Source organism: Streptococcus suis (assembly GCF_019794555.1).
Lineage (GTDB): Bacteria > Bacillota > Bacilli > Lactobacillales > Streptococcaceae > Streptococcus > Streptococcus suis_AB.
In genome coordinates this window covers 1-13,128 of sequence record NZ_JAIMEP010000041.1, presented here as the reverse complement: position 1 = coordinate 13,128, position 13,128 = coordinate 1, and the positions used below count along the sequence as shown (strand labels likewise).

The following is a 13,128-nucleotide window of genomic DNA, read 5'->3' as shown; positions in this document are numbered from 1 at the left end:
TTAAAGACGCTGTAAAATAATTCAGCTCTAAAAAGCCCGTCATATCAAGCTTTCTAGCTTGTTCGATGGGCTTTTTTCTTGTTTAAGGGGCAAATAAGGGGCAAAACTTTAGTAGTTTTCCATGATATCTGCCACATTTGATTTCATTTTCTTAGTAACATGGGTATAAATTTGGATAGTTGTCTTGGCATCTGCATGCCCCACACGGTCCATAATAGCTTTTAAAGGGATATTATTCTCAGCAAGTCGGCTGACAAGGGTATGACGGAAGATGTGGCTGGTTAGGTTTTTCTGTATAGGTTTCTCAAGCCGTTCATTTGCTTTTTTTAGAGCTAAGTTGAAAGAGTTAGTTTGTATCGGTACACCATTCTTGGTTGTAAAGATGTAGCCCATATCTTTATATCGTGGGTTGGTATTTTTTTCTAGCTCATTCATAAATTCAAACTCTTGAATAATTTCCATTTCCCGCTTGGTCATGAGTGTTTCACGGTACGAAGCGACGGTCTTTGGAGTTGTTTTCTCGCCGTTGCGGTAACCTTCAGTATGATCATAGGTTCCGTGGAGTTCTAATTGCCTGGTCTCAAAATTTCGGTCTTCAGGCTCAATACAGATTAACTCTCCAATTCGACAACCGTTCAAGCTCATAAATTCTCCGGCTAACCCAATCCGGTATGTGCTAGGTCTGCGACAGAGTTCTTCAAGTAGTGGTTTTATTTCGTCTTCCTCAAGATATTTTTCTTCAATCTTTTTCCAATCTTCCAAGGTCTTTTTAATTCGTGGCAGTTTGGCCCTTCTTGATGGATTTTCCTTGATGATGTCCAGATCGACTGCATAATCAAAAGTAAGGTTCAACATGGATTTGTTACGCTCTTTCTTGTTTCTGGAGCAATCCAGGTTGTCTAGGTAATTTTGGACGTATTTTGGGTCAATATTCACTACTTTGACGCCAATGCCGAAACTCTCTCTTATTTCTTTAATATTGCCCTTCAGAGAAGCGATAGAGGTCCGTTTGATTTCTTGTTGGTAAAAATTCCACCATTGGTCAAAAAGGTCTGTGAATAGCATTTCCGATGTTTTGAGCTGAGCTAATCTTTCTGCGATCCTTTGTTCAAGGATTTTTTGAGCTTGTTTTTGTGCCCTGCTTGAATTGCTTGTTAAAATAGTAGCTACTCTTTTCCAAGTTCCAGTGTATGGATCTTTGAATCGTTCAAAAAATTTATATCTACCGTCTGGAAGTTGTTCATCCCACATTGTTTTTACCTCATTTCTGTGTTAAAATGGGTATAAGAAAACACTTCAAAAGATAATGTCTTTTGAAAAGATTTCTATACCTTTTGCCTCACGCTCTCTGGGTCAAATCTTTGAGCGTGAGGTATTTTTTATTTTTTACCTGTAAGTTTATCAAGCTCCCTGAAGAGGAAATCAATTTGTTCCATGTCGCGTTCAATATCTTGCTGGTACGCTTTGTATTGTTTGCTGCTAGCAGGGTACTGTTTCTGCATTTTAGAATTAAAATTAATAATTTCTTTCAAGTGAGCAATTTCAAGTAAATTATTATTAGCCTTGTATGTGTGGTAATCCCAATCAGCAAATTCTTTATCTAAATTTGGTAATTCGCCCAAAAAACCTTTGTAAGAGTGCATTTCCCAGAGTATTTCAAATTCATCATAAAGTTCTTTACCATACTCAGTTAATACAATTCTTTCTTTATCATCTTTGGTTAGAACACTATCTTTGATAAACATTTCAGTAACTTTCTTAGTTTCCAAATGATAGTCGTAATAGAAATAACGTGGCGGTTTACTATCTGGTTTTCTAGGATTTTTTGTTTTTCCCCACCAAATTAAAAGAAGTAGTTCACGAAGTTTATATGGTGTTCCTGTATAGTATGAATCATCGTAACGTTCGCCACTTGGATTAACACGAAATTTAGAAACGTTTGGGTAGTCTTCGATTGCCACACCGTCTGAATTTACAATTTTTGAAGAAAATTCTATTTTGTAGTCTTTGTCATTTTCTAAACTATTTGCATTGTGTTGATCATAATCATTAGAAAATTTCCCTGCTGTTCTATTCTTTTTTGGCTTGGGCTTTCTAATTTTAATAAAATAAATGATGGTGGCACTGAGCAAGAATAAACCACCAATTGGAGGGATAAGAAAAGAAAAAATTACACCCAGTATAAATAATGACCAAGCGACTCTATTCCAACTTGCTAAGATATAGTTAATGATTCTTTTGATATCCATATATTTCCTCCATTTGATATCAATTTCTATAAATATCCACCACTTCACCAATGGTTCTGATATCGTCGTCTTCGTTCAAGTAGATTTCTTCATAGCTATTGTTTAGGCTCTGTAGGTACCAGCGTCCGTCATAGTCACGTTTAAGTTTCTTAACAAAGTTCTTACCGTTGATTTGAAAAATGCCGATGTCGTTGATTTCCACCTTACTTGTCACATTGATAAAGAGTAAATCATTATCTTTTATCATTGGCTCCATGGAGTCGCCTGCCACTTTTGCGATTGTATCGTATTTTTCTGGGACATCGCTTGCTCGAAGTCTTACTTCCATGTGGAGATTGTCCTCTTGGAATGTGCCATGACCTGCTGCAACCAATCCTTCGACATAGTCAGTGATGTAATCTTCGGAATCCTCACGAACTTCAAAGATTGATGTAACCTTATTCTGTTCTTCCAACTGTACCTCGGCATAGTCGAGGACTTTTTCTTGTCTAGTTGGTTCGAGCTGGTTGTAAATCTCGAGAATTTTATTATCCTTGGAGATTGGTTGTACACCTAGCAAGAATTCAGAAGTAGTTCCTAATACTTTTGCAAAATCATCTGCTCTATCTAAAGGGAAACCTCTTGTTTTATTAAAATATCTAGAAATGCCTGATTTTGCCATTCCAACTTGTCTTGCTAATTCGCTTATAGACATTCCTTTTTCTCTTCTTATTTCATCAATTAATGTGATAATTTCATCATTTGTTCTCATTTTTTTACTCCTTACATAAATTATAGCACCGTTCCCAAAAAAGCACAAGAAAAACCACAAAAAACTTTTTTTATACTTTTTTTGATTTTTTTGTTGACAAAAAAGAACGCAAGGTGTAAACTAATGTTGTTCACTTGAGAGAACGGAATTTGACAGAAAGGAGAATGTTATGGCTTTGAATTATCTGCGTATTAAGGCAGAAAGAATTGCAAAAGGCTATACGCAAGATTATATGGCACAACAGATGGGCTGGAAAGACCGAGCGCGATACGCAAAGCGTGAGAATGGGATAGTTCCGTTTGATGCTGACGAACTTGCAAAAGTTGCTAGCATACTAGGGTTCTCAAAAAATGAATTGGGTATTTTTTTTACAGATGCCGTTCACTAAAGAGAACGTTATTTTAAAAACATAGAAAGGAGAAAGACATGAGACCGAAACGTTATCCGTATAGCGGACAAATGAAAAAGTCTATCGGAGCATCGATAGACTTGTCAATAGACTCAAACGCTATTCTTCAATCGGCTGTTCGTAATTCCCAATTGAAACACCAAGGATTTGATCTAAAAATAAACAAACATACGGCAGTTTGAATGGACCAGCAATTGAAGAGGTCCGAAGTTCAACGTCTACCATAAAGATTGCTGTTGGGTTTTTTTCATCATATTCAGAAAGTCTCAAATCATTTATTTTTTGAGAAATCGCTGATACAAAAGAATGCTCTGCGTTAGAGGGATTGTAGAGTTTACCAACGTATTGTCCAGCAGCTGTCTGGATCATTAACTTATGGTTTGTATCTTCAGCAATCATATTATGTACTGCTAGGATATCAGATTTTGCTAAGTTGTTGCTCATATCGTTTTCTCCTTTCCATAATATTTGACGCACAGGAGAAAATCACCAGATTTGGTAGTTAAAGTTGGATTTATTTTCCTGATTGTCATGGGTTTATTATAGTATAAAAAAGCAAGATTGTCAACATATTGTATATGTAAATGAAAATCAATACTATATGTAGTGCATAAACCTATATAAGCATAAAAACTAATTATATAAATATTGGTAAGGAGTAAAACAATATGTTGTGGAAAAATATCGAACGAATTTTAGCTGAAAAAAATTTTTCGGTTTATAGGCTAGCATTGAATGCAGGACTTGATCCAGCAATGCTTTATCGACTTCGTGACGGAAAGGTCAAAGATTTGCACTTTGAAACAGTAAAAAAAATCGCCAAGGCTCTTGGTGTGAGTCTGGACGAATTAGCAAAAAGCTAATAAAAATAGCCCCATGACAAAGGTCAGGAGCTTACAAAAATTTCTAACAAAATTATATCACAGAAAGGAATGAATGGCTATGCCAAAAGCAGAATTAGTTTACAGACCAGCTAAGCAATCTGAAAAGGCAGAAGCTGGTGACTATGCACACCTTTGCCAAATCTGGGAAGGATTGACTGTTACAACGGCTAAAGTTTGGGCTGCAGAAATGCGTGAGCATCCGGACTTTAGACAATACGTTTTTAACCCTACTCATAAGATTGTGTTTATTGATTACAAAGGATTCGGTCTATTTGTAAAGTGGAAAAGTCGCAATCGATACAGACCGAAGAAAGAAACATTGGCAGAAATGTTGAAAAATATTGAAATAGAAAAGAGGTTTTCTGCATGACAGAAGCATTATTATCATTATCAATTTTCGCTCTGCCGATATTGGCAGCAGGTATTGTGGAACAGCGGAAGGCAGAGAAGGAGCGGAAGAAACGTGATCAGGAGCTTTTGCTCGACTACAAAATCGCTATGGCATGTGAGAGAGCTGTCGAAGCTGATCGGTTAGCGCGGAAATCTAGTGCTCAACAAACACTTGCTAGTTGGGAACCAATCAAATACACAGATGACGCACCAGCTCGCACGGCTAGAAAGTGGGGCAGACATGCAAATTAACGAGGGCATCGGCAGAGAAAACCTTATCGACCAGATTGTCTATATCACAGGTAAAGCACGACAGTTTTATCAAGCCATGTCACCCTATGAGCTGGCTATGGAACTGAAGATAGCTAAATTACAGGCAGGGTTGTGAGATGAATAACCTGGTCAGATTAGAACTTATAACTCAATCGTACGACCGATTTCTTCGGACGGGCGACGCTGAACATCTTGAGGATGTAGAAAGGATCTTGGAATATGACGAACATGACAGCGATTGATAACACGCTTCGGCGAGGAATTGTTGGAGTTTAGGAGGAATGATTATGGCTTATGCAGTACATCATCAGAAACACGCATGAAAACTACACATCTTTGAATAATGCATATACTAAAGATGAAGACTTGGAACCAGCTACGATTGGTATTTTGACTGTCATACTTACCAATAAGGCTGATTGGGTTGTATATCCAGAAGAAATTGCTAAACGCTTAAAAATAAGTCGAAGGACTGTAGATAGACATTTCAAAATCCTAGAGAAATCTGGTTACATGCTGGTTGTTAAACGTAGCCTTGGTCGTGGTAAAGGGATAGAGCTTCATAGGTTTTTTTCAGATATGCCCTTTACTGATGGGTACAAAGAATATTTGAAAAGTAAGCTTGACGAAGAGTTATCCACAGGCAATACAGATGAATGATTTTACATTTGGAAAAAATTGCCGTGGCAAATATTGCCATGTGAAAAATTGCCGTGGCAAATATTGCCATAGCAAAATCTGCCCTCTAATAAATACTAACTATACAACAAGTACTAACTTAATAATAATCTAGGGGCTATCGCCCACTAATGAACAATAAGAGGCTAAAGCCTCTAACTAACTTAAAAACAAACTAATCGTTATATATAAATAATATATATAGGGATTTACAGAAGTTATCCACAGGAGGAAAATCATGAAACAAACAAACAAATTTATCGTGTTGCGAGATAAAGAAGGGAACTTCTTAGCTAGTTACAAAAACAATGAACAGGTTTTGTCATATTCAGCAGATTGGGCTAGCGGTGTTGAAAGTGCTTTTGAAAATTCCGGAAGAATATTACCACGGCAAGGACCATGAGAAGTACTTGGCGATGGCAATGCTGTTCGATGCTGAGCCAATCAAGGTGCAGGCAGAATATACCTTGATCACCTTGGACGGGCAAGAGCCAGCTGAACCAGTCAAAGATGCTGATGATGTCGAAGACTCAATCAAGAAGTTGCTTGATATTTTGACTAAGGACTAGTTAGCGATGAAATGGCAACTACGTGAAAACCTTGTCTGGCAACGTGCCACGGCAGGAGAGAAGGAAAAGCTACTGGATACAGGTCTAGCTGATAAAGCAGGGTATGTCCGCCTTGTCAGAGAACTGGGAAGAAAGTATATGGACTAGGAGGTACGACATGGAAGGCACTTACTCATGGTTTGATTATGACCGTGACTATCTACAACCTGAGGAACCAAGACAGGTACACGATCCTGATGAATGGGTGTTCAGAGGCGGTCAATGGATTTATGTAGGGGATTCATAATGACAGAGGAATTACTAGATACAATCCGACGGCTGAGGTGTGACTATTTCCACCTAGGCCGAGAGCTGGGCGAGATTATCAACGAACAACAGGACTTGATATTTGCCTTGAAACGAGAAAATAAACGCTTAGAGCGTGAATATTGGAATTTGAAACAGACGAAGAGGAGAAAGAAATGAGTAATCTTGCAGTTATTCAAAAAGATATTACAGATACCGTGAATGCGAAAGTGTCGCAGATGCAGAACGAAGGCTTGGTAGTAGCACCAAACTACGCACCGGCAAATGCTTTGAAGTCAGCATTTTTTGCCATGACCAACAGCCCAAGCGGGAACTTGCTTGAAAAGTGTTCGAAAGAAAGTATTGCCAATGCCTTGCTTGACATGGTTGTTCAAGGGTTAAGTCCAGCAAAGACCCAATGCTACTTCATTCCATATGGGAATACATTAAAAATGACACGGTCCTACTTTGGAACTATGAAGGTCGTCAAACAACTATCCAATGTGAAAGATATTTGGGCAGAGGTGGTCTTTGAAGGGGATGTGCTTAAAATTCGTAACGATAATGGGCGCAAGGTTCTTGAAAGCCACGAAACAGATTGGACCAACCAAGATAACGCAATTATCGGTGCTTACTGCATCATTGAAAAAGTGGACGGTGAGCGTATTTTGACAGTTATGACCAAGAAAGAGATTGATCGCAGCTGGCAACAGTCGAAAAATAAATCTGTCCAAAATGCCTTCCCTCAAGAAATGGCAAAGCGTACCGTTATCAATCGTGCAGCCAAGCAATTCTTCAATACGTCTGACGATAGTGACATCTTGATTGAAGCTGTTAATCGGACAACGGAAAATGAATTTGATGACAATCGTCAAATCAAAGAAGCAGAGCCAGTTCAATCAGCTGGGCAGGATATCTTGGATAAGATGACCGGAAAGACTGTCGCTGAAGAACCTGCAGAAGATGCAACTATTTCCGAAGTGGAAACTGTTGAAGAAGCAGGAGTGGATATTTCCAAAATGGAAACAACCGAGCAGGTTATCGATGCCGAAACCGGCGAAATCTTAGATCAGGAGGAACCGTTCTAATGTCTGAAGAACTATCTCTATTTGACAATCTGGAAAGTATGGCGCCAGTTCCGACTGCGACAGTATTAGATTTTGACTTTGAATTCACACCAGCCCAAATCACTATCGTGGGCAAGGATTTATTGGAGCAGGCACTTACTGGATACGTTGAAAAATACAAGAACTACACTGTCACGGCAGAAACGTTTGAAGACGATGCCAAGGTCCGAGCTGAGTTAAACAACCTGCAGAAAAAGGTCAAGTCAGCAGTTAAGGAGAAATTGGCAGATTACAACAAGCCTATCGACGAAGTCAAGGCTTGGGTGGACGGTTTGTTGGAACCTATTGTCAAAATCGGCAAGTCGATTGACGAAGGTGTGAAGGCGTTTGAAGAACAGGAACGACTTAAACGCGCCAAAACCATTGAGGAATTATTCCAGAAAGCTATTACAAACACAGGAAAAGACATTGACATCCGTTTGTTCAGCAAGTATTTTGATGAGTTTTCTAAGAAGACGTGCTTTATGGCTGACAATGTTCGTCCCAACAAAGCCACAGTCAATATGGTTACCAGCTTGGTAGAGGAAGAAGTGGCCAAGAAGGAAGAATATGAGTCAGCACTAATCAAAATTACTGAAGCAGCTGCCAAAGCAGACTTTGGCCCAGCATCATATTTGCGTAGCTTTGAGCAGGGAGCTAGTTTGGCGGATATCTTGCAGGCAATTGCTGATGATAAGACTTTGGCAGATAGAACCCGTGAGGAGGTTAAGCGCAAGCAACAACTAGCAAAACGGATTGAAGAGATGACGGCTATCGCAGAAAGTAAGGGACTAGATCCGAAAAAGTATGCCGATATGCTCGAATCAGGGGTATCTGCGCTAGCCGTCCACGAAGAACTTGTCAATGACGCAAGAAAATGGCAAGAAGAGCAGGACCGAATGGAACAGGAATTTCTAGCTCAACATGGAGCCGTTTGCGGAAATGCTCAAAATCGCCCGAATTCTGACGAAATTCAACAAGAAAATGTGTCAGAGGGTAAATATACCTCCGAGCAGAAAAACGCGTCAGAGGACAAAATAGGGCTGAATAAGAAGGTGGTCAAATGGCAAGGTGATTTCAGAATTACTTTCCCAGACGGAGAGACTGCTAAGTTATTTGGTGGCAAAGGTGGTCTATATCAACAACATGGAATTGTTGTTGAAAAATTAGGAGAATGGGTAAAAATCAATGACTAGACTAACTGAAGAAAATTACTACCAAGACCGTCATTGGTTGTCCAATTCTCGCTTCAAGGCTTATATGGACTGTGAAGCGAAAGCCAAGGCTATTGACGACAAGGAGTGGACGGATAATCGTGATGACACTGCCTTGCTCGTCGGCAATTATGTGCATAGTTATTTCGAGAGTGAAGAAGCTCACACCAAATTTGTTGACGCCAACAAAACTAGGATGATTTCGAGCCGTGGAGCGACTAAGGGTGAGCTGAAGAAAGAGTTCCAAGTCGCCCAGAACATGATAGATGCTCTGAAAGATGACGAGAAATTCTTGAGACTTTACCATGGTGCTCCAGGCGATGATGTCCGCAAGGAAATGATTTTAGAAGGCAAAATCTTCGGTATCAAGGTCAAGGGTAAGGTGGATAGTATAAACTTGACTGAAGGCTATTTTGTAGACCTAAAAACTATGAAGACCATCCGCGGTCTTGAATGGTCCGATGTGGAACGAAAGAAAATCCATGGAGCTGCTGCCAACATTTTAGGTTTTCGCTACGATGTACAGCTGGGGCTGTATCAGGAATTGTTACGACAAATGGGCTACCCTAATTTTGTACCGTTCGTCGTCGCAGTCAGCAAGGAAGACGTACCTGACAAAGCAGTTATCACTATTCCTCAGCATTTCTTAGATGAGGGATTGCAATTCTTCGAAAATAATGTCGAACGCGTTGCAGATATTATTGCAGGCGAAATCAAGCCGAAAGGTTGTGGGAATTGTGACTATTGTCGTAGTAAGCGAACCCTGGACCGTGTCATCAATTTAGATGATTTGATTGCGGGGATATTTTAGAAAGGCACTTTAAATGACAAATTTTGCTGAAAAAATAAAGCAGTTGAAGGAAGAATCTATAGCTGAATTTTCTCTGGTAGCTGGAACAGTTGGTGAAGCTAGAGAGTTGCTCGAATTGGTCAAAAGTAACGGCATCAAATGGTTCAGCGGAGAACCAATAGATCATATGTCTGAATATATTTATAAAAAAATGCAAACATACCCAGAAAAAAGATTTGTCCTAAATTTCCGAAATGGTTTCAACCTGAAGAAACAATTGACAATCTTTTGTACCTGGGAACACAGATAACGTGCCGTGAACCACGCTAAAAGCGAACTAGAAAGCGTCAACTCACAGTCATCTTGGACGAATAGACAGTGAGAATTTCGTAGGGCCTGGTGTTATATTAGCTTTCACTCACAACCAGGCCTATTTTTTAGGACTAGATTATGAACGAATTAAAAGAAAAAGTTGCATAAGGAGAACACATGATTACAAAAATTAATGTACCAAAAACATCAATCGTCATTGAGATTGAAAAAAAGGAAATCAAAATCGAAAACTTGATCGATTACGATATCAAAATGATTTTCAGAAACCAGGATGCAGAGCCGTCTTTGGATGAGAACGGAGATGTCTTTGAACCACTTTACTGGCTTGACATCAAGGCAAAACCAATCGAAGAAATCGAGTATCACAGTAGCCTGGGCGTCAAGAAAGAAAAACGAAGACTTGCGGAATTACAAATCTTCTTCGAATACATTGAAGCGAACAAGCGAAACCTTTTTGACCTCTGTGGATTGAGAGGTGAATTGAGTTGAGCAATCTAACATTGTCACTAGATATTTCAACTGCTGGGACAGGATGGGCCATTTTCCGTGGCTCAGACCTTGTCCAAAGTGGTGTCTTGAAGCATAAAAGCAAATCATACTTTGAACGTGGTTGCTATATGGCCAGCGAGTTACGAGCCATCCAGTCGCGGGCTTTACAAAAATTCGACTGCCCATTTGAGACAATCATTGTCGAAAAAAACAATGTCATGGGACCCAACCAACAATCTATGATGAGCATCGGTATCGTGACCGGTCTCATTCTAGGGAGATTGATTGCGGACCAGGTAGTTTTTGTCAATGTATCGACATGGCGAAAACATTGGAAGTTTAGCTACAAGGATCGCAGCAAGAAATCAATGAAGGTTCAATCAGTGGCAAAAGTGGCCGAAAATTTCAAAAAGGCAGTGAAAGATGATGAAGCAGATGCTATCTTGATTGGCTCGTACTTTGTTGACGCAGGAACCAAAAACGACCAACTAGAAAAGCATGGTGTAAGGTAAGGAGGAAGTATGAAGTATGAAGAAATATCTTTCAACGATTGCGAACTTTTATATTTTATTTTCAATCTTGGCGACACCTCTAATAGTCGTGTACAAGTTTGATGAGTTGGGCCAGAAAGTAAAACAGCCTATCATCATCTACCAAGTTGACAACGCTGGTACAGAGATGTTTGACAAGGTCACCGCTAAGGATGTGGTTGACGGTCATTACTATGTCGAGGTCAAGCCGTACGGTAAATTCCTCGTGACCAGAGAGCAGTACGAGGAAATCGAAATCGGGCAGGAGATGCCTGAGTTGTTGAAAGGACGGAAAGAATGAAATTTCTTGATCTATTTGCTGGCATTGGTGGTTTCCGTCTTGGTATGGAACGAGCCGGTCATGAATGTGTCGGTTTTTGCGAGATAGACAAATTTGCCAGAAAAAGCTACAAAGCAATTCACAACACGGAAGGAGAATTTGAATTTCATGACATTACAAGAGTCACAGATGAGTCTATTCGAGGAATCGGACGTGTGGACGTTATCTGTGGAGGATTTCCGTGCCAGGCTTTCAGCATTGCTGGGAAGCGAGCGGGATTTGAAGATACTAGAGGGACTCTATTCTTTGAGATTGCTAGGTTCGCATCTATTCTCAGACCTAAATATCTATTCCTTGAGAATGTCACAGGACTCCTCAACCACGACAACGGAAATACATTCGAGACCATCCTCGGAGCGTTGGATGAACTGGGGTATGATGCGGAATGGCAAGTGTTCAACAGCAAGAATTTTGGAGTCCCCCAAAACAGAGAGCGGGTGTCTATTATCGGACATCTTAGAGGAGCATGTGGACGAGCGGTTTTTCCTTTCAGAGGAGATGACGAGGAAGCTAGTACTTACAAACCAAGAAGAGTAGGGGATATCAATCCATCCGGCAATGGGATGAATGGAGAGGTATTTGATTCGGACGGTCTGGCCCCAACTCTGACAACAAACAAGGGTGAGGGGATCAAAATAATTGGTCTGATGCAACCAAATTTTAATCAAAGCGGTTGTGTATACGACCCAGAGGGAATCGCTCCAACCATCCAAACTATGCAAGGCGGAGGGTTAGAGCCGAAAATTATTCAACGTGGGCATGGCTATAATCAGGGTGGTGAACACGATACAGCACCTACATTGACCAGCAATAGCTGGCAAGAAAATAACTTGTTAGCTATCAAAGAGGCAACTACCAAATGTTTTTTAGAAGCCACGGTCGGTGATTCTGTTAATCTGTCACATCCCAATTCTGCTACACGGAGAGGTCGGGTTGGAAAACAGGTAGCTAATACGCTTTTGACAGGCGAAGAGCAGGGTGTTGTGACACCAAGTTTTCGCATACGTAAGCTGACTCCTCGTGAGTGTTGGAGGTTGCAAGGATTCCCGGACTGGGCCTTTGACAGAGCCCAAGCAGTAAATAGCAATAGTCAGCTCTACAAGCAGGCTGGCAACTCAGTCACGGTTAATGTGATTGAGGCAATAGCGAGGAGGTTGGAGTAGTGTCATGAGTAAATTTATCAACGCAGACTGCATGGACGTAATGCGTGAGTATCCTGATAATTATTTTGACCTTGCAATTGTAGACCCGCCCTACTTCAGCGGACCTGAAAAACGGAAATTCTACGGGCGTAAAATAAGCCCGATAGGCGTACAACGTTTGTATGGACAGACAAGCGAATGGGATGTGCCCGGCAAGGATTATTTTGACGAGCTGTTCAGAGTGTCGAAAAATCAGATTATCTGGGGTGTGAATTATTTCCAGTATGATTTTGGTCCAGGTCGTATCGTCTGGGACAAGGTCAATGGGCAATCAAGTTTTTCGGATTGTGAGATTGCTTACTGCAGTACGCATGACAGCGTCCGACTATTTCGCTACATGTGGAACGGTATGATGCAGGGCAAATCCATTGCAGAGGGCCACGTCCAACAAGGGAACAAGCGACTAAACGAAAAACGGATACATCCAACGCAGAAACCCGTGAATTTGTATCGCTGGCTAGTCCAAAAATATACCAAAAAGGGCGACAAAATCTTAGATACACATGTTGGGTCAGCAAGCAGCTTAATCGCTTTTGAGGAAGCAGGATTGGAGTATGTTGCTTGCGAGAAAGACGAGGAGATTTACCAATCAGCTCTGGCCAGACTGGAAGAGTACAAGTCACAGATTAAATTATT

Annotated in this window: 23 protein-coding genes; 19 read left to right on the top strand and 4 right to left on the bottom strand. The window is 40.5% G+C overall.

Annotated features, from left to right (window positions below; translation table 11 throughout):
- Positions 1–108 precede the first annotated feature (108 nt).
- The 3 genes from K6V48_RS10930 to K6V48_RS10920 form a co-directional block, all read right to left on the bottom strand.
- Positions 109–1,251, bottom strand: coding sequence for a tyrosine-type recombinase/integrase (locus K6V48_RS10930; protein ID WP_222369683.1), 1,143 nt, complete (start codon positions 1,249–1,251; stop codon positions 109–111).
- A gap of 128 nt (positions 1,252–1,379) precedes the next feature.
- Positions 1,380–2,249 (bottom strand): hypothetical protein, encoded by an 870-nt coding sequence (locus tag K6V48_RS10925; RefSeq protein WP_222369682.1) that lies wholly within the window; start codon positions 2,247–2,249, stop codon positions 1,380–1,382.
- Between the two features lie 19 nt (positions 2,250–2,268).
- The gene (locus tag K6V48_RS10920; RefSeq protein ID WP_222369680.1) at positions 2,269–3,000 is read right to left on the bottom strand and encodes a LexA family transcriptional regulator; all 732 of its coding nucleotides are present in this window, start codon (positions 2,998–3,000) and stop codon (positions 2,269–2,271) included.
- Between the two features lie 169 nt (positions 3,001–3,169).
- Here K6V48_RS10920 and K6V48_RS10915 point away from each other — a divergent pair, with 169 nt between their 5' ends.
- Positions 3,170–3,388: a helix-turn-helix domain-containing protein gene (locus K6V48_RS10915; protein WP_105155377.1), complete on the top strand. Its 219-nt coding sequence runs from the start codon at positions 3,170–3,172 to the stop codon at positions 3,386–3,388.
- Between the two features lie 120 nt (positions 3,389–3,508).
- Here K6V48_RS10915 and K6V48_RS10910 read toward each other — a convergent pair whose 3' ends face one another.
- Positions 3,509–3,853, bottom strand: coding sequence for a hypothetical protein (locus tag K6V48_RS10910; RefSeq protein ID WP_029997362.1), 345 nt, complete (start codon positions 3,851–3,853; stop codon positions 3,509–3,511).
- Positions 3,854–4,077: 224 nt separating this feature from the next.
- Between K6V48_RS10910 and K6V48_RS10905 the strand changes: the two genes are divergently transcribed.
- From K6V48_RS10905 to K6V48_RS10825, 18 genes are all read left to right on the top strand, one after another.
- Positions 4,078–4,272: a helix-turn-helix domain-containing protein gene (locus tag K6V48_RS10905; RefSeq protein WP_044683138.1), complete on the top strand. Its 195-nt coding sequence runs from the start codon at positions 4,078–4,080 to the stop codon at positions 4,270–4,272.
- 79 nt (positions 4,273–4,351) lie between these two features.
- Complete coding sequence (locus tag K6V48_RS10900) at positions 4,352–4,663, top strand: hypothetical protein (RefSeq protein ID WP_029997360.1); 312 nt, start codon at positions 4,352–4,354, stop codon at positions 4,661–4,663.
- Complete coding sequence (locus tag K6V48_RS10895) at positions 4,660–4,935, top strand: hypothetical protein (protein WP_222369684.1); 276 nt, start codon at positions 4,660–4,662, stop codon at positions 4,933–4,935. The genes K6V48_RS10900 and K6V48_RS10895 overlap by 4 nt, the downstream gene beginning before the upstream one ends.
- On the top strand, positions 4,925–5,071 hold the full coding sequence (locus tag K6V48_RS10890; RefSeq protein WP_160864541.1) for a hypothetical protein: 147 nt from the start codon (positions 4,925–4,927) through the stop codon (positions 5,069–5,071). The genes K6V48_RS10895 and K6V48_RS10890 overlap by 11 nt, the downstream gene beginning before the upstream one ends.
- A 179-nt stretch (positions 5,072–5,250) precedes the next feature.
- The gene (locus K6V48_RS10885) at positions 5,251–5,616 is read left to right on the top strand and encodes an HTH domain-containing protein (protein WP_029943293.1); all 366 of its coding nucleotides are present in this window, start codon (positions 5,251–5,253) and stop codon (positions 5,614–5,616) included.
- A 326-nt stretch (positions 5,617–5,942) separates the two neighbouring features.
- Positions 5,943–6,203 carry a hypothetical protein gene (locus K6V48_RS10880; RefSeq protein ID WP_222369678.1) on the top strand — a complete coding sequence of 87 codons (261 nt, stop codon included), beginning with the start codon at positions 5,943–5,945 and terminating at the stop codon, positions 6,201–6,203.
- Positions 6,204–6,209: 6 nt separating this feature from the next.
- Positions 6,210–6,350: a hypothetical protein gene (locus K6V48_RS10875; protein ID WP_222369675.1), complete on the top strand. Its 141-nt coding sequence runs from the start codon at positions 6,210–6,212 to the stop codon at positions 6,348–6,350.
- 10 nt (positions 6,351–6,360) lie between these two features.
- Positions 6,361–6,489, top strand: a complete 129-nt coding sequence (locus K6V48_RS11940; protein ID WP_261311112.1) for a hypothetical protein — start codon at positions 6,361–6,363, stop codon at positions 6,487–6,489.
- Positions 6,489–6,668 carry a hypothetical protein gene (locus K6V48_RS10870; protein ID WP_079395039.1) on the top strand — a complete coding sequence of 60 codons (180 nt, stop codon included), beginning with the start codon at positions 6,489–6,491 and terminating at the stop codon, positions 6,666–6,668. Before K6V48_RS11940 ends, K6V48_RS10870 begins: the two co-directional genes overlap by 1 nt.
- Complete coding sequence (locus K6V48_RS10865) at positions 6,665–7,576, top strand: recombinase RecT (protein WP_222369672.1); 912 nt, start codon at positions 6,665–6,667, stop codon at positions 7,574–7,576. The genes K6V48_RS10870 and K6V48_RS10865 overlap by 4 nt, the downstream gene beginning before the upstream one ends.
- Positions 7,576–8,790, top strand: coding sequence for a DUF1351 domain-containing protein (locus tag K6V48_RS10860; RefSeq protein ID WP_222369669.1), 1,215 nt, complete (start codon positions 7,576–7,578; stop codon positions 8,788–8,790). The genes K6V48_RS10865 and K6V48_RS10860 overlap by 1 nt, the downstream gene beginning before the upstream one ends.
- A complete protein-coding gene (locus K6V48_RS10855) occupies positions 8,783–9,619 on the top strand; it encodes a PD-(D/E)XK nuclease-like domain-containing protein (RefSeq protein ID WP_222369667.1) in 837 nt (278 codons plus the stop codon). The genes K6V48_RS10860 and K6V48_RS10855 overlap by 8 nt, the downstream gene beginning before the upstream one ends.
- Before the next feature lie 13 nt (positions 9,620–9,632).
- Positions 9,633–9,908 carry a hypothetical protein gene (locus tag K6V48_RS10850; protein ID WP_222369664.1) on the top strand — a complete coding sequence of 92 codons (276 nt, stop codon included), beginning with the start codon at positions 9,633–9,635 and terminating at the stop codon, positions 9,906–9,908.
- A 179-nt stretch (positions 9,909–10,087) separates the two neighbouring features.
- Positions 10,088–10,420: a hypothetical protein gene (locus K6V48_RS10845; RefSeq protein ID WP_029943303.1), complete on the top strand. Its 333-nt coding sequence runs from the start codon at positions 10,088–10,090 to the stop codon at positions 10,418–10,420.
- On the top strand, positions 10,417–10,932 hold the full coding sequence (locus K6V48_RS10840; protein WP_222369661.1) for a RuvC family protein: 516 nt from the start codon (positions 10,417–10,419) through the stop codon (positions 10,930–10,932). Before K6V48_RS10845 ends, K6V48_RS10840 begins: the two co-directional genes overlap by 4 nt.
- Before the next feature lie 16 nt (positions 10,933–10,948).
- Positions 10,949–11,251 carry a DUF1372 family protein gene (locus K6V48_RS10835; RefSeq protein WP_222369658.1) on the top strand — a complete coding sequence of 101 codons (303 nt, stop codon included), beginning with the start codon at positions 10,949–10,951 and terminating at the stop codon, positions 11,249–11,251.
- Positions 11,248–12,453 carry a DNA cytosine methyltransferase gene (locus K6V48_RS10830; protein WP_222369655.1) on the top strand — a complete coding sequence of 402 codons (1,206 nt, stop codon included), beginning with the start codon at positions 11,248–11,250 and terminating at the stop codon, positions 12,451–12,453. The genes K6V48_RS10835 and K6V48_RS10830 overlap by 4 nt, the downstream gene beginning before the upstream one ends.
- Positions 12,454–12,457: 4 nt before the next feature.
- On the top strand, positions 12,458–13,128 hold a 671-nt coding region (locus tag K6V48_RS10825; RefSeq protein ID WP_222369652.1), incomplete at its 3' end, for a DNA methyltransferase.